This window comes from Pseudomonas sp. Q2-TVG4-2 (assembly GCF_013620795.1).
Taxonomy (GTDB): Bacteria; Pseudomonadota; Gammaproteobacteria; order Pseudomonadales; family Pseudomonadaceae; genus Stutzerimonas.
This window is the reverse complement of the sequence record NZ_LGLW01000001.1, coordinates 621616-636662: the sequence shown is the minus strand read 5'-3', so window position 1 is coordinate 636662 and position 15047 is coordinate 621616. Positions and strand designations below refer to the sequence as shown.

The following is a 15047-nucleotide window of genomic DNA, read 5'->3' as shown; positions in this document are numbered from 1 at the left end:
CTTTGACGGCAGACATGGGAGGTCGTGATGACTTCGTTTACCGAACCCCGAATAACGGCGAGCAAGGTTTCATCAGGGCGCTCTTCGGCGCTGGCTGCGCGGTTGCAACGCGAGATCGCCGGCGACGTGCTGTTCGATAAGGCGTCACGCGGTCGCTATGCGACGGACGCTTCGATCTACCAGATCACGCCGATAGGCGTAGTGATTCCGCGTCATCAGCATGACCTGCAGGTGGTCCTGGATATCGCCCGGGATGCGAAGGTACCGCTGCTGGCACGCGGTGGGGGCACCAGCCAGTGCGGGCAGACCGTTGGCGATGCACTAGTAGTCGATACCAGCCGGTGGCTGAACCAGATCGTTGAGTTTGACGCAGACAACCTGACCGTGGTGGTCGAACCGGGCGTCGTGCTCGACGAGCTGAATCGCTGGCTCAAGCCGCATGGCCTGTGGTTTCCAGTGGACGTTTCGACCTCGGCTCAATGCACGCTCGGCGGCATGGCCGGCAACAACTCCTGCGGCTCGCGCTCGATCCGCTACGGCAACATGGTGCACAACGTCCTCGGCATCGATGCGTTGCTGGCTGATGGCGGCGAGGCTCGCTTCGGTCTGCTTCATCAAATGGCACAGGGAGATCGGGTACGGCAGATTGCCCGAGAGATACAGCGTATCGCCGAGCGCGAGAATGCCAGTATCCGCGAGCATTATCCGAAGGTGCTGCGCCGCGTGGGCGGCTACAACCTCGATCTGTTCGACTGTCAGAACCCGCTCCCCTACGACGCGGGTGGCCAGGTCAACCTGGCCCATCTGCTGGTCGGCTCGGAAGGGACGCTCGCAGTGACCCGACGGATCAAGCTCAAACTGGCGCCGCTGCCCCAGCACAAGGTGCTGGCAGTAGTGAACTTCCCGACCTTCTACCAGGCCATGGACCTGACCCAGCACATCGTCACGCTTGACCCGACGGCCGTCGAGCTGGTTGATCGGACGATGATCGACCTATCCATGGAAAATCCTTCCTTCAAGCCGGTGATCGAGAAGGCGCTAATGGGCCACCCCGAGGCGCTGCTGTTGGTCGAGTTCGCGGGTGAGGAGGTGGCTGACCTGCATGAGCGGCTCGGCAGGCTGGGCGAGCTGATGGCCGACCTTGGGCTGCCTGGCAGTGTGGTCAGCATGACCGAGACGGCGGAACAGACGGCGCTGTGGAACGTGCGCAAGGCTGGCCTGAACATCATGATGAGCATGAAGGGCGACGGCAAACCGGTGTCGTTCATCGAAGACTGCGCCGTGCCGCTGGAGCACTTGGCCGAATACACCGCCAAGCTCACCGAGGTGTTCCATAAACATGGCACCGAGGGCACCTGGTATGCCCATGCCAGTGTCGGCACCTTGCACGTCCGGCCGATTCTCGACATGCGCCGCGACGGTGGACAGAAGATGCGCGCCATAGCCGAAGAGGCATCGGCGCTGGTGCGCGCATACAAGGGGGCGTTTTCCGGGGAGCACGGGGATGGCCTGTGCCGCGGGGAATGGGTGGCTTGGCAGTATGGCCCGCAGCTCAACGCCGCTTTTAAAGAGATTAAACAGCTATTCGATCCAGAGAACTTGCTCAATCCCGGCAAGATCGTCGATACCCCGCGCATGGATGATCACAGTTACTTCCGCTTCCCCAAGACTTATCAGCCGATCCCGGTAACGCCGGTGCTCGACTGGTCGGAATGGAACGTGCTGCGCGATCCGCTGACCGGCAAGCAGAGCGCGCCCGGCAGCGGCGCTGATCCGACTGGCGGGCTGATCAGCGCGGTGGAAATGTGCAACAACAACGGCCACTGTCGTAAGTTCGACGCCGGCACCATGTGCCCCAGCTACCGGGCGACACGCAACGAGCAGCATCTGACACGCGGGCGCGCCAACACGCTGCGACTGGCGCTATCGGGCCAGCTGGGTCCCGATGGGTTGGCTAGCGAGGACGTCAAGGCTGTGCTCGATCTATGCGTCTCTTGTAAGGGCTGCAAGCGTGAATGTCCGACCGGGGTCGACATGGCGAAAATGAAAATCGAGGCCCGCGCCGCCTGGGCAAAAACCCATCCGTTGCCGCTGCGTGAGCGAATGGTTGCGGAAATGCCGCGCTACGCGCCATATGCCAGTCAGTTGGCCGCTGTGACTGACCTCGTCGAGCGCATGCCGCTGCTGTCCCAGTGGCTAAAACGCGCGCTAGGGTTGGCCGAGCAACGTGCGTTGCCGCGCTTCGCCGGCAATTACCTGGCGACCGCCCCCGCGAGCCGTTCGGTGCATGCCCGGGAAGTCCTGCTGTTCGTCGATACCTTCAACAATTACATGGAGCCGGATAATGCTCGGGCCGCCTGTCGCGTTCTCGAGGCGGCTGGATATCAGGTCCACTTCAACCAGGCACCACAGGAGCGGCCGTTGTGCTGCGGGCGCACCTACCTGGCATCGGGCCAGGTCGACAAGGCCAAGGCGGAAGCCCGGCGCACGCTCGCCTATCTGCTGCCGTTCGTCGAGCGTGGTGTGAGTATCGTCGGGCTTGAACCCTCTTGCCTGCTGACCATGCGCGACGAATTTCTGCGTTACGGTTACGGTGAGCAAGCCAAGAAATTATCGAACGCATCGTTCTTGTTCGAGGAGTTTCTGGTGAAGGAACAGGCTGTCGGTAATCTGCAGCTCAAACTTAAGGCGTTGGACGCACCGCGAGCCCTGCTACACGGTCATTGTCATCAGAAGGCGTTCGATGCGCTGCGGCCGGTTGAGCAGGTGCTGCGCTGGATACCGGGTCTGGAGGTCAGAACCGTCGAGACCTCCTGCTGCGGCATGGCCGGCAGTTTCGGTTACGAGCGCGAGCACTACGATGCGTCGATGCAAATGGCCGAGCTGGCGCTGTTGCCGGCGGTGCGCAGCGCCGAAGCCGGGGATTTGATAATCGCCGACGGTACCAGTTGCCGCCACCAGATTCATGACGGAGCTCAGCGTGAAGCGGTGCATGTGGCGAGGGTATTGGAGCAGGCATTGGCCTGATGTATCAGCGCTGGCGATCCCGCACGATATCAGCGCGGGATCACCTGTGGTTAGCGCTAGGGCCGGCCAGATGCCCGACTGGGCGATCAGCGGTAGTACTCGCCACTCACTCGTCGAACTCTTCCCAGCCGCCCATTTCTCTCCAGCGATTGACGATGCCGCAAAACAGCTCGGCGGTCTTCTCGGTGTCATAGCGAGCCGAGTGCGCTTCGCGCCCGTCGAAGTCGATGTCGGCGGCCTGGCAGGCCTTGGCCAGAACGGTCTGGCCATAGGCGAGGCCGGCGAGGGTGGCGGTGTCGAAGCTGGAGAACGGGTGGAAGGGGTTGCGCTTGATGTCGCAGCGCGCCATGGCCGCGTTGAGGAAGCCAAGATCAAAGCTGCTGTTATGGCCAACCAGAATGGCGCGTTTGCAGCCGGCTGACTTCACCGCCTTGCGCACACTGCGGATGATCTCGTTCAGCGCCTGTGATTCGGGGACCGCCATACGCAGCGGGTGGTCGAGCTTGATGCCGGTGAATTCCAGCGCCGCTGCCTCGATGTTGGCACCGGCGAAGGGCTCTACTCGAAAAAACAGCGTTTCCTGTGGGTAGAGCATGCCCTGTTCATCCATACCGATGGTCACGGCGGCGATTTCCAGCAGCGCGTCGGTGGCGCAATTGAAGCCGCCGCACTCAACGTCCACTACGACCGGCAGGAAGCCTCGAAAGCGTCTTGCCATGGGCGAGCGCGGCTTGCCAGGCACGTTGCCATCAAGTTCGTCGTCGAACTGCTCGTCACTCATGCGCTTGCCTCCAGCCGCCATTGCAGGGTCTCGCCGGCGCGCAGGGGCACCACGTTATGCTCGCCAAACGGCAGATTGGCCGGCACGCTCCAGGATTCGCGTACCAGGGTAATCTGCTCGGTATTGCGTGGCAGGCCATAGAAGTCGGCGCCGAAGTGGCTGGCAAACGCCTCTAGTTTATCCAGCGCATTGCGCTGTTCGAACGCCTCGGCATAAAGCTCAATCGCCGCGAACGCGGTATAGCAACCGGCACAGCCGCAGGCATTTTCCTTGGCGTGCTGAGCATGCGGGGCCGAGTCGGTGCCGAGGAAAAATTTCGTGCTGCCGCTGGTCGCCGCATCGAGCAGGGCTTCCTGATGGATGTTGCGCTTGAGAATCGGCAGACAGAAGAAATGCGGTCGAATGCCGCCAACCAGCATGTGGTTGCGGTTGTAGAGCAGGTGGTGGGCGGTGATCGTCGCGCCGACGTTGCAGTTGGCCGCCTCGACGAACTGCACCGCGTCGCGGGTGGTGATGTGTTCGAACACCACCTTGAGGCTGGGGAAGCGCTCGGTCACCCGGCTCAGTTGCTCATCGATGAAATATTTCTCGCGGTCGAAGATATCGATCTCAGATCGCGTCACTTCGCCGTGGACCAGCAACGGCAGACCGACTTCGGCCATGGTTTCCAGCACCGGAAAGATATTGTCGATGCGGGTCACCCCAGACGCCGAATTGGTGGTCGCACCGGCCGGATACAGTTTGGCGGCATGCACGTAGCCGCAGGCTTTGGCTGCGCGTATGTCGTCGGGCTGCGTGCCGTCGGTGAGGTAGAGCACCATCAGCGGCTCGAACTCGTTTCTCGCTGGGCGTGCGGCGAGAATTCGCTGGCGGTACGCCTGCGCCTCGGCTGCGTTGCGAACCGGCGGAACCAGGTTCGGCATGATGATTGCGCGCGCGAACTGGCGTGCGGCGTCCGCCACGGTATGTGGCAACGCTGCGCCGTCACGCAGATGAATATGCCAATCGTCGGGGCGCAGTAGTGTCAGTCGGTCGGACATGCAGATTTCCAGGCGGGTAAAACGTGCAGGAATGCTACCGGAAACGCGTGAAAAAATCGCCGCAGGCGGGACGTTCCGCTGAAACGAGTGCCGACGAAATAGGCATCGGTAGATGCCGAGCAGGTTCAAGTTTTAACGGGCTGCACCGATATCCCGGTTGAATGTCTTTACCGTGGAGCCTTACGTGCGCTTGCGTCTTCTAATTCTTACCTGTTTGCTGGCCTCCCCGGCGAATGCCCTCACGTTCCAGACACGTTTGGAGCGCGCGCAATGGCAGGTGGAAGGGGATCAGTTCGAGTGCCGGCTGACACAGCCGGTGGCGGGCTTCGGCGCGGGTGAATTCGTGCGGCGCGCGGGCGAGCAGGCGATCTTCCGTTTGCAGTCCCCCGATCGTTGGCTAGGCAACGGGGCGGCGACCCTACTCGCAGCAGCCGCACCCTGGCAGCCGGAACGCAGCGATATCAATCTGGGCTTTGTTGCCGTGTCTGGCGGTGAAGACATACCGTTCAACAGCTCGCAGCTGCAGGCAGGCCGGCTCCTCAGCGGCTTGCTCGAAGGGCGGAGCCCGGTAGTGCGTCACCGCACGCGGCAAGGCGGTGACGCGCTGGAGGTGCGGTTGCTGCCGGCGCGTTTTGGCAAGGCCTATGAGGACTTCCGTGCTTGCACGGCGAAGCTGCTGCCGGTGAATTTCGATCAGATTCGTCAGTCGCAGGTCGGGTTTCCCACGGGTGATGTCGCGCTCGATGCTTTGGCCCAAGCCAAACTCGACATCATTCTGCAGTTTCTCAAGGCCGACCCGAGCGTCAATCGGATACAGCTCGACGGCCATTCCGACAACAGCGGCAACCGCCTGACCAACCGCGACCTATCCCGTCGCCGTGCGTTGGCGGTCGAGGAGTACCTGGTCGCCAATGGTGTGCCGAAGGAGCACATCACGTTGCGCTTTCATGGTGAACGCTACCCGCTGGTGCCCAACAATGGTGAGGCCAATCGAGCCAAGAACCGGCGGGTGGCCCTGCGTCTTGAGCGCGGTTCTGCGACCATCACGGCTGCAGCCGAGGGCAGCGCTCCGTCCTCCTGACGCCAAGCGCGCTCACGCCCCTGTAAAACAGGCGTCGCGACCAGTAGAATCCCCGCTTTCCTTACAATCCCGGGAGTGGATGGCAATGGCCGACGTAAAGAAGGTAGTCCTGGCGTATTCCGGTGGCCTGGACACCTCGGTGATCCTCAAGTGGCTGCAAGACACCTATAACTGCGAAGTGGTGACCTTCACCGCCGACCTCGGGCAGGGCGAGGAAGTCGAACCAGCGCGCGCCAAGGCCATGGCCATGGGTGTCGAGGAGATCTACATCGACGACCTGCGCGAAGAGTTCGTTCGCGATTTCGTCTTCCCGATGTTCCGCGCCAACACCGTTTACGAAGGCGAGTATCTGCTGGGCACGTCCATTGCCCGCCCCCTGATCGCTAAGCGTTTGATCGAAATCGCTAACGAGACTGGCGCCGACGCCATCTCCCATGGCGCCACCGGCAAAGGCAACGACCAGGTGCGTTTCGAGCTGGGAGCCTACGCGCTCAAGCCAGGCGTCAAAGTGATCGCCCCGTGGCGCGAATGGGATCTGCTCTCGCGTGAGAAGCTGATGGACTACGCTGCCAAGCACGAAATCCCGATCGAGCGTCACGGCAAGAAGAAGTCGCCGTACTCCATGGACGCCAACCTGCTGCACATCTCCTACGAAGGCGGCGTGCTGGAAGACACCTGGACCGAGCATGAAGAAGATATGTGGCGCTGGACCAAGTCGCCGGAAGCCGCACCGGACACCCCGACCTACATCGAGCTGACCTACCGCAAGGGCGACATCGTTGCCATCGACGGCAAGGACATGACTCCCGCCGAAGTATTGACCTACCTGAACAAGGTCGGCGGCGAGAACGGCATTGGTCGTCTGGATATCGTCGAGAACCGCTACGTCGGTATGAAGTCGCGCGGCTGCTACGAGACGCCCGGCGGCACCATCATGCTCAAGGGCCACCGCGCCATCGAGTCGATTACTCTCGATCGGGAAGTGGCTCATCTGAAAGACGAGCTGATGCCCAAATACGCCAGCCTGATCTATAACGGTTACTGGTGGAGTCCGGAGCGCAGCATGCTGCAGCAGATGATCGACGCCTCACAGATCAATGTGAACGGAGTGGTCCGTCTGAAACTCTACAAGGGCAACGTCATCGTGACCGGTCGCAAGTCCGACGATTCGTTGTTCGATGCCAACATCGCTACATTCGAAGACGATGCCGGAGCGTACGATCAGGCCGACGCGGGCGGCTTCATCAAGCTCAATGCACTGCGCATGCGCATTGCCGCGAACAAGGGCCGCACTCAGTTCTAACGGACCGGGGCGTCGTCTCTGATATAACCCCGGCCACGAGCCGGGGTTATGCTTTCTGCCTTGCCGAAAAATGAGGAGAACCACACCATGAGACTGCTGCATACCATGCTGCGAGTGGGCGATATGGATCGGTCCATCGCCTTCTACACCGAAGTGCTGGGCATGACCCTGCTGCGCCGCAAAGACTACCCGGAAGGCAAGTTCACTCTGGCGTTCGTCGGCTACGGCGACGAGGCGCACAACAGCGTGCTTGAGCTGACTCACAACTGGGGCGTCGATACGTACGATCTGGGCGACGGCTACGGCCATATCGCGCTGGAGGTGGAGGACGTCTATAAAGCCTGCGAGGACATCCGTAGCCGCGGAGGCAAGATCACTCGCGAGCCGGGGCCGATGAAGCATGGCACCAGCATCCTCGCGTTCATCGAGGATCCGGACGGTTACAAAGTGGAACTGCTGTCGCCTTCACGCCGGGACTAAAAGTCCGAGCACATACAAAAAAGCCCCGATATCCGGGGCTTTTCATTCAGAGATCGAAATCGAACTCGTTGAGCTGTTTCTGCAGCCTGCGTTCTTCGAGCAGGTTGTCGATAATTCGGCGCTTGGTTAGGTTGGTCTTGGCCACTTCGACCGGAGCCTCTGCAGTATCGTCTTCGTCGTCTGCGACGAAGTCATCTTCAATCTGGATCTCTTCTTTCTCGGACACTGTCTTTTCTCCACGGCTAAGGCGCGCTGTTGGCGCACCTTATAGCGACAAAAGAGGAGGTCGTAAAAAAGATTTTTTCAATCAGGCGATAGGTTTTGCCCGAGAGCGATCAATCGTCCGAGGTCTTGTGCTTGTATTCGCAGAGATCTTCGATCCGGCAGCTGCCACATTGCGGCTTGCGCGCCTTGCAGACGTAACGTCCATGCAGGATCAGCCAGTGATGGGCGTCCAGCAGATAATCCTTCGGGACAAACTTGATCAGCCGTCGCTCGACCTCCAGGACGTTCTTGCCGGGCGCGATATTGGTGCGGTTGGCGACGCGAAAGATATGAGTGTCAACCGCCATGGTGAACTGACGAAAGGCCGTGTTGAGCACCACGTTGGCGGTCTTGCGGCCGACCCCAGGCAGGGCTTCGAGGTTTTCACGGTTATCCGGCACCTGACTGCCGTGTTTCTCGATAAGCATACGGCACGTCTCGAGCACATTCTTAGCCTTGCTCGGATAAAGGCCTATGGTCTTGATGTAGCTGCACAGCCCGTCGTAACCGAGGGCGTAGATGGCTTCAGGCGTGTTGGCGACGGGGTAGAGCTTCGCCGTGGCCTTGTTGACACCGACGTCCGTGGCCTGTGCCGACAGAATCACCGCAATCAGCAGTTCGAAAGGTGTGCTGTAGGCCAGCTCGGTTTTCGGTTCGGGGTTGTCTTCGTGAAAGCGGCGAAAGATCTCCCGGCGTTTCTCCGCGTTCATATGAGCAGTCCCGAACTTCGAGTTTCGAGCGTCGAGCTTGTCGAACTGAGGAATAACGATCGCAACTTCACTCGATGACCCCGGTGACGCGGACGCGACGGCTCTGCACCGGCTCGATGGGCTGCCTGGTCTTGGCACGTTCGGCCAGTTGCTGGTCGATGCGGTTCTTCAGCGCGATCAACAGACCGAGCACGATGAACGCGCCGGGCGGCAGGATCGCCAGCAGGAACCCTTTGTAATCGCTGAATAAGGTGATCTGCCAATCGGCAGCGACCGGGCCGAACAGCAGGTGCATGTTGGCGAACAGCGCACCCGTCCCGAACAGTTCGCGCAACCCGCCCAATATCACCAGCACCAGTGCGAAACCCAAGCCCATGACTAGGCCATCGAAGGCGGCGATCAACGGGTTGTGTTTGGCCGCAAAACCATCGGCGCGGCCGAGGATCACGCAATTGGTGGTGATCAGCGGGATAAAGATGCCGAGAATCTGATACAGCTCATAGGTGTAGGCCTGCATCAGCAGTTCGATGCAGGTGGTCAGGGCGGCGATAATCATTACGAAAGCCGGTAGGCGCACGGCCGTATTGACCACGCCGCGCACCAGTGACACGCCAATGTTCGAACAGATCAACACGAGTGCGGTGGCAAGCGCCAGCCCCAGAGCGTTGACAGTCGAGTTGCTCACCCCGAGTAGCGGGCAGAGCCCTAGCAGCTGGACCAGTGCCGGATTATTCTTCCAAAAGCCGTTGACGCTCAGTTCTCGGTAGCTGGGGTTGCTCATGGTGTCTGGCCTTTCTGCTCGGGCTGCGGTTCGTCGACCTGCAACTCGTCACGGGTGGCGGCAGCGCCGGCCCGTGAATGGGTGGTCACTTCGGCGGGTTCTGTCATGCTCTCCAGAGCTTGCTCCGGTGCTATCGGGCTGCCGCTGGCATTGAGCAGTTCGGCCTTGTGCGCATCGAAATACTGCAGCGCCCGATGCACCGCGCCGACCACGGCGCGTGGCGTAATGGTCGCGCCGGCAAACTGGTCGAACTCACCGCGATCCTTCTTCACGGCCCAGCCGGATTCTTCGGGGTCGGTCAGCGAGCGGTTCTCGAAGCTTCGTATCCACTGGCTCTTAGCCAGTTCGATTTTGTCGCCTAGGCCAGGCGTCTCTCGATGACTGACCACCCGGACGCCGGCGACTCGCCCATCCGCCCGCACGCCGACGAGCAGCTGTATCGCTCCACTGTACCCGTCTGGCGCGATGGCCTGGAGGATGACTGCGCTGGGCTGACCGTCCTTCTTGGCGATATACGCCGCGAGTGGCTGGCGGGTTCCGAGCAGCGGGTCGTGTACCTCGATGCTGTTATCGAGCAACTGGTTGTCGTAGCTGTCACGGGGCAGGATTTCGTTCAGTGCGCGTAGTTGCGCGGCGCGCTCGGATGCTTGGATGCGTTCGGCGGTGAATTGCTGCAGCACGGTCACAGCGCCGACAGTCACCACAGCAAACAGGCCTAGCACCAGGCTGTTCTTGAACATCGAACGGCTGAGTTCAGGAAGGATCATGTCATTCGCCCAGCTTGAAGCCGCGCTCGGCCTTGCGGTGGCCATAGGTGCGCGGACGGGTGTAGTAATCGATCGTGGGAGCCGACAGGTTCATCAGCAACACGGCGAACGCCACGGCGTCCGGATAACCGCCCCAAGCGCGAATGACATAAACCAAGATGCCGACGCCGGCACCGAAGATCAGTCGACCTTGGTTGCTGGTGGCACTGCTCACCGGGTCCGTGACGATGAAGAAGGCGCCAAGCATCGTCGCGCCGCTGAGCAGGTGGAACAGCGGCGAACCGTGGCTATCCGATCCTGAGCCGTTCCAGAAGAGCAGGCTCATCAGCGTGAGCGTGGCGAGCATGCCGACAGGCGCATGCCAGCTGAACAGGCGTTTGTGCAGGAGAAACAGGCCGCCAGCGAGGAATGCGAGATTGACTACTTCCGAACCGATGCCACCGAAGTGCCCAAAGGCTGGGTTGGCCCAGAGTTCGTCAATGGTCAGGCTCTTGTTGACCTTGAGGACGTCGAGTGCCGTAGCCTGCGTCCAGCCGTCGGGCAGCGAGGCGATACCGAGGATGTGTTGCAATCCGGCGCTAAGGCCAACGCTGTGCGGCACAGGCCAGGTTGTCATTTCCACGGGGAAGGAAACCAACACCACCACGTAGCCGATCATCGCTGGGTTGAAGGGGTTCTGCCCGAGGCCGCCATAGAGCTGCTTGCCAAAAATAATCGCGCTGCCGGTGGCGATCAGCGTCAGCCACCAGGGTGAGTAGGGCGGAAGCGCCAAGGCCAGGAGCGCGGCGGTGACCAGTGCGCTGCCGTCGCGCAAGAAGAATTGCACCGGACGTTGCCGGAGTTTGAGGATCAGCGCCTCGCAACCCAGCGCCACGGCGCTCGCCCAGATCAGGTTGATCAGCGTGCCGGCACCATAGAGCCAAGTCAAAGCGATCACGCCTGGCAGTGTTGCCGCCAGCACCAGCAACATGACCCGCTGAGTGCGGTTGTTGCCTTTGGTATGCGGTGAGGTAACGCGGGGCAGGGCCATTGGCTCTCCGGTCGAATGCTGATGTGGGCGGGTTGGTGACGCACCGCCCCAGAATGGTTAAGCCTGCGGAGTGCCTGCTCCTAAAGCATCGGTATGCTGTTGCAACTTGCGCTCGGCTTCGCTCAGGCGGATCCGCGCGGCTTCGAGCGCGCTGGCTTCGCTGGCCTCATTGCGCTCAAGCTTGCGAAGTTCGGCGCGGGCGAAGGCGAGGTCGGTCTTCAGCGCGCGGGTCAGCTCGTCCACTGGACGTTTCTCGCTACGAATCAATTCCGGCGCGGGCTTTCCGGAGTTCGCTTCGGCGTCATGCAGCGCCTGTTCCGCGCTGGCCAGGCCATCGCGGAGCCTGCTCAGCTCGGCATCGTCTGCCGCGGCTTTCTCAGCTTTTTTCAGTTCGGCTCGCTTCATCGCCAGCTCGATCTTTGCCTTCTTCAGCGCGTCGTCACCGGAGGGCCTGGGTGGCGCGATCGCGGGCGCGCTGATCTGTGCGTCTGCCAGGGTCTGCTCGGCTACGGCGAGTTGCGTTTGAAGGCGGGTCAGCTCGGTCTGCTGATCGGCGTCGAGGTTTTCGAGTTTTTCCAGCTTGCGCACTTGGGCACGGAGCATGGCGGCTTCGATCTTTGCCTTCTTCAGCGCCTCGTCGTCAGCAGGCTTGGTTTTGGTTGGGCCGGCCGCGGGCGCGCTGGTTTGTGCATCTGCCAGGGTCTGTTCGGCTGTGGCGAGTTGCGCTTGAAGGCGGGTTAGCTCGGTCTGCTGCTCGGCGTCGAGGGTTTCGAGTTTCTCCAGCTTGCGCACCTGGGCGCGAAGCATGGCGGCCTCGATCTTGGCCTTCTTCAGCGCCTCGTCGTTCGCGGGAGTGCGCGCGGCTTGCAATGGGGGCGTGGCCGCAATGGCCTCACTCAGTGCTTTCTGCGCCATGCTGGCGGCCTCGCGCAGTTCGGTCACCTGGGATTCGAGCTCCGGTGTGGCGTGAGCGGCGAGCTGTTTCTCGGCCTTTTTCAGTGCGACCTGGGCCATGCTCGCTTCGATCTTGAGCTTCTTCTGCTCGTCGGACATTCCGGTTTTGTTGGCTTGAACGCGAGCAAGCGGGTCATCCTGACTGGCCGTGGAGCTGGTTTCCGCCTGAACCGCTTTGGCGCGGGCGGCGCGTTCGGCACGGGCCTTGCGATCGGCTTCCTTCTGCTCCTCGGCGCGCCGCAGGCGCTCCTGGCGCAGCTCGAATCGTTGCTTGGAATGTTCGGCCTTCTGCTGTTTCTGCTCCAGCGAGCGGATTTCGCCCTTGGCGGCGCGGTAGTACTGCACCAGCGGAATGCTCGATGGGCAGACATAGGCGCAGGCGCCGCATTCAATGCAATCGAACAGGTTGTAGGCCTTGAGCTGTTCATGCTCCTGGCCCAACGCGAAGAAGTGCAGCTGTTGCGGTAACAGGCTGGCCGGACAGGCCTCAGCGCACTCGCCGCAGCGAATACACGGCAGGGCCGGTGGAGGCGGCGGTAGCTCCGACAAGGTGCTCGCGAGCAGGCAGTTGGTGGTCTTCACCAGCGGCACATCCATCGACGGCAGCGTGAAGCCCATCATCGGCCCGCCCATGATTAGCCGATTGAGTTTGCTGCTGTCGAGCCCCGCAAAGGCGAGCAATTCGGTCACTGGTGTTCCGATCAGCGCTTCGACGTTCATCGGGCGAGCCAGGGCTTCGCCGGTAAGGGTGGTGATGCGTGAAATAAGGGGTTTGCCGAGCAGCACCGCGTCATGAATGGCCACGCAAGTGCCGACGTTCTGGCAGAGCATGCCGATGTCGGCAGGCAGGCCCCCACTGGGGACTTCTTCGCCGGTCAGGATCTGAATCAGCTGTTTTTCGCCACCCGATGGATATTTGGTCGGGAACACCTTGAGCAAAAAATCGCGATCGCCGATCGCCGTGCGCACGGCTTCGATGGCCTCGGGCTTGTTGTCTTCGATGCCGATCAGGACCTGCTCCGGCTGGATCAGATGCGCCAGTATCTCGATCCCGGCGACGAGCTCTGTGGCTTTCTCGCGCATCAACAAATCATCGGCGGTGATATAGGGTTCGCATTCGGTGCCGTTGATGATCAGGGCGCGGATCTTCCGAGTGGGCGGGGCTGTCAACTTGACGGCAGCAGGGAAACCGGCACCGCCGAGGCCACTGATCCCGGCCTGACGGATCAGCTCAAGCAGCTCGGCTGGCTGCTTGGCCCGGTAATTCGTTTGTGGCTGCAACTCGATCCATTCGTCTTGCCCATCGCTGTCGATGATGATCGCCGCGCTGAGCATGCCCGAAACGTGAGGGTAGGGCTGGGGCCCGATGAAGCTGACGGTTCCCGAGGTGGGCGCGTGTACCGGTGCGCTGACGAAGCCAGTGGCCTTTGCGATCTTTTGCCCCTTGAGCACGCGCTCGCCGAGGGTGACGCAGGGTTCGGCAGGTGCGCCGAGATGCTGGGCGAGAGGTACCACCAGGCGAGCGGGCAGCGGCGGCTGCTGGGTCGGTGTGCGGTTGGATAGATCCTTGCGCTCCGGCGGGTGAATGCCGCCGTGGATATCCCATACATTCAATGAGCTCATGCGGCCTGCCCCCGGTCACTGGCGATCAGTTGGCCTGGCATCAAGGGCTGGTCCCACTTCCAGCTCTGCAGGTTGCCGCCGACTTCGATCATGTCGATGCAATCCACCGGGCATGGCTCCACGCAGAGATCACAGCCCGTGCACTCGGAGACAATGACCGTATGCATTTGCTTGGCGGCGCCGACGATGGCGTCCACCGGGCAGGCCTGGATGCACTTGGTGCAGCCGATGCACTCGGCTTCGCGGATGTAGGCGACGCGGGGTGGCACTTCACCTTCGACGGCGTCCAGCGGTTCGGGCTCGACATCGAGCAGATCGGCAAGGGCCTGGATTGTCGACTCACCGCCCGGTGGGCATTTATTAATCTTGTCGCCGCCGGCGATCGCTTCTGCGTAGGGCTTGCAGCCTGGATAGCCGCACTGGCCGCATTGAGTCTGTGGCAGCAGCGCGTTGATCTGCTCGGCGATCGGATCGCCCTCGACGCGAAAGCGCACCGCGGCAAAGCCGAGGATCGCCCCGCATACCAGGCATAGCGCCAAGAGCGCGAGCACGGCAATCACGACCAGACTCATAGCTTGATCAATCCACTGAAGCCCATGAATGCCAGCGACATCAACCCGGCCGTGACCATGCCAATGGCGGCGCCTTGGAAGGACCTGGGGACGTCGGCGATAGCTATGCGTTCACGCATGGCGGCGAACAGCACCAGTACCAGCGAAAAGCCCAAGCCCGCCGCGAAGCCGTTCGCCGTGGCGGTGATGAAAGTGAACTCGGATTTGTTGGCATTCAGCAGCGCGACGCCGAGCACAATGCAATTGGTGGTGATCAGCGGCAGGAAGATCCCTAGCACGCGGTAGAGCAGGGGGCTGGTCTTGTTCACCACCATCTCCGTGAACTGCACCACTACGGCGATTACCAGAATGAAGCTGATGGTGCGAAGAAACTCGAGATCCAACGGTTGCAATACGTACTGCTGAACAATATAGCTGCACATTGCCGCCAAGGTCAGAACGAAAGTCGTGGCCAAGGACAGGCCGATGGCGGTTTCGATTTTCTTCGAAACGCCCATGAACGGACACAGACCGAGAAACTGCACCAGCACGAAATTGTTGACCAGGATGGCGCTAACCATGATCAGGGCGAGTTCGGTCATCGCGGGGTTCCTGTGGCGCTCTGCATGAGCCGAGGCTAAAAGGCCGCTATTAT

General features: G+C 61.4%; 14 protein-coding genes. 4 read left to right on the top strand and 10 right to left on the bottom strand.

Annotation, left to right across the window (positions count from 1 at the left end; genetic code table 11):
• Window positions 1-27: 27 nt before the first annotated feature.
• Window positions 28-3027, top strand: a complete 3000-nt coding sequence (locus H3028_RS03135; protein WP_181295618.1) for an FAD-binding and (Fe-S)-binding domain-containing protein — start codon at window positions 28-30, stop codon at window positions 3025-3027.
• A gap of 106 nt (window positions 3028-3133) precedes the next feature.
• Here the strand turns inward: H3028_RS03135 and rnt are convergent, their stop codons facing one another.
• Both rnt and pyrC read right to left on the bottom strand, forming a co-directional pair.
• Window positions 3134-3808 carry a ribonuclease T gene (gene rnt, locus H3028_RS03130; RefSeq protein WP_181295617.1) on the bottom strand — a complete coding sequence of 225 codons (675 nt, stop codon included), beginning with the start codon at window positions 3806-3808 and terminating at the stop codon, window positions 3134-3136.
• Window positions 3805-4848: a dihydroorotase gene (gene pyrC / locus H3028_RS03125; RefSeq protein WP_181295616.1), complete on the bottom strand. Its 1044-nt coding sequence runs from the start codon at window positions 4846-4848 to the stop codon at window positions 3805-3807. Before pyrC ends, rnt begins: the two co-directional genes overlap by 4 nt.
• Before the next feature lie 184 nt (window positions 4849-5032).
• Between pyrC and H3028_RS03120 the strand changes: the two genes are divergently transcribed.
• From H3028_RS03120 to gloA, 3 genes are all read left to right on the top strand, one after another.
• Complete coding sequence (locus H3028_RS03120) at window positions 5033-5929, top strand: OmpA family protein (RefSeq protein WP_181295615.1); 897 nt, start codon at window positions 5033-5035, stop codon at window positions 5927-5929.
• 85 nt (window positions 5930-6014) lie between these two features.
• Window positions 6015-7232 (top strand): argininosuccinate synthase, encoded by a 1218-nt coding sequence (locus H3028_RS03115; protein WP_181295614.1) that lies wholly within the window; start codon window positions 6015-6017, stop codon window positions 7230-7232.
• 87 nt (window positions 7233-7319) lie between these two features.
• A complete protein-coding gene (gene gloA, locus H3028_RS03110; protein ID WP_219919807.1) occupies window positions 7320-7712 on the top strand; it encodes a lactoylglutathione lyase in 393 nt (130 codons plus the stop codon).
• A gap of 46 nt (window positions 7713-7758) precedes the next feature.
• On the opposite strand, the gene H3028_RS03105 is transcribed toward gloA, so the two are convergent.
• The 8 genes from H3028_RS03105 to rsxA form a co-directional block, all read right to left on the bottom strand.
• Window positions 7759-7938: a PA3496 family putative envelope integrity protein gene (locus tag H3028_RS03105; RefSeq protein WP_025240742.1), complete on the bottom strand. Its 180-nt coding sequence runs from the start codon at window positions 7936-7938 to the stop codon at window positions 7759-7761.
• Window positions 7939-8047: 109 nt separating this feature from the next.
• Window positions 8048-8686, bottom strand: a complete 639-nt coding sequence (gene nth, locus H3028_RS03100) for an endonuclease III (RefSeq protein WP_181295612.1) — start codon at window positions 8684-8686, stop codon at window positions 8048-8050.
• 67 nt (window positions 8687-8753) lie between these two features.
• On the bottom strand, window positions 8754-9467 hold the full coding sequence (locus H3028_RS03095) for an electron transport complex subunit E (RefSeq protein WP_181295611.1): 714 nt from the start codon (window positions 9465-9467) through the stop codon (window positions 8754-8756).
• A complete protein-coding gene (gene rsxG, locus H3028_RS03090; RefSeq protein ID WP_181295610.1) occupies window positions 9464-10234 on the bottom strand; it encodes an electron transport complex subunit RsxG in 771 nt (256 codons plus the stop codon). The genes H3028_RS03095 and rsxG overlap by 4 nt, the downstream gene beginning before the upstream one ends.
• Window position 10235: 1 nt before the next feature.
• Window positions 10236-11264, bottom strand: coding sequence for an electron transport complex subunit RsxD (gene rsxD / locus H3028_RS03085; RefSeq protein WP_181295609.1), 1029 nt, complete (start codon window positions 11262-11264; stop codon window positions 10236-10238).
• A gap of 57 nt (window positions 11265-11321) precedes the next feature.
• Window positions 11322-13841, bottom strand: a complete 2520-nt coding sequence (gene rsxC / locus H3028_RS03080) for an electron transport complex subunit RsxC (RefSeq protein WP_181295608.1) — start codon at window positions 13839-13841, stop codon at window positions 11322-11324.
• Window positions 13838-14413: an electron transport complex subunit RsxB gene (gene rsxB, locus H3028_RS03075; protein ID WP_168423596.1), complete on the bottom strand. Its 576-nt coding sequence runs from the start codon at window positions 14411-14413 to the stop codon at window positions 13838-13840. Before rsxB ends, rsxC begins: the two co-directional genes overlap by 4 nt.
• Entirely contained in the window at window positions 14410-14994 is a 585-nt protein-coding gene (gene rsxA, locus H3028_RS03070; RefSeq protein ID WP_181295607.1) for an electron transport complex subunit RsxA, read from the bottom strand. The genes rsxB and rsxA overlap by 4 nt, the downstream gene beginning before the upstream one ends.
• Between the last annotated feature and the right edge of the window lie 53 nt (window positions 14995-15047).

Bases quoted from the DNA above. Each gene is read 5' to 3' on its own strand.
- pyrC (WP_181295616.1), bottom strand. From the start codon at position 4,848: ATGTCCGACCGACTGACACTACTGCGCCCCGACGATTGGCATATTCAT.
- rsxG (WP_181295610.1), bottom strand. From the start codon at position 10,234: ATGATCCTTCCTGAACTCAGCCGTTCGATGTTCAAGAACAGCCTGGTG.
- rsxB (WP_168423596.1), bottom strand. From the start codon at position 14,413: ATGAGTCTGGTCGTGATTGCCGTGCTCGCGCTCTTGGCGCTATGCCTG.
- rsxC (WP_181295608.1), bottom strand. From the start codon at position 13,841: ATGAGCTCATTGAATGTATGGGATATCCACGGCGGCATTCACCCGCCG.
- H3028_RS03135 (WP_181295618.1), top strand. From the start codon at position 28: ATGACTTCGTTTACCGAACCCCGAATAACGGCGAGCAAGGTTTCATCA.
- H3028_RS03095 (WP_181295611.1), bottom strand. From the start codon at position 9,467: ATGAGCAACCCCAGCTACCGAGAACTGAGCGTCAACGGCTTTTGGAAG.
- gloA (WP_219919807.1), top strand. From the start codon at position 7,320: ATGAGACTGCTGCATACCATGCTGCGAGTGGGCGATATGGATCGGTCC.
- H3028_RS03115 (WP_181295614.1), top strand. From the start codon at position 6,015: ATGGCCGACGTAAAGAAGGTAGTCCTGGCGTATTCCGGTGGCCTGGAC.
- rsxD (WP_181295609.1), bottom strand. From the start codon at position 11,264: ATGGCCCTGCCCCGCGTTACCTCACCGCATACCAAAGGCAACAACCGC.
- nth (WP_181295612.1), bottom strand. From the start codon at position 8,686: ATGAACGCGGAGAAACGCCGGGAGATCTTTCGCCGCTTTCACGAAGAC.
- rnt (WP_181295617.1), bottom strand. From the start codon at position 3,808: ATGAGTGACGAGCAGTTCGACGACGAACTTGATGGCAACGTGCCTGGC.
- rsxA (WP_181295607.1), bottom strand. From the start codon at position 14,994: ATGACCGAACTCGCCCTGATCATGGTTAGCGCCATCCTGGTCAACAAT.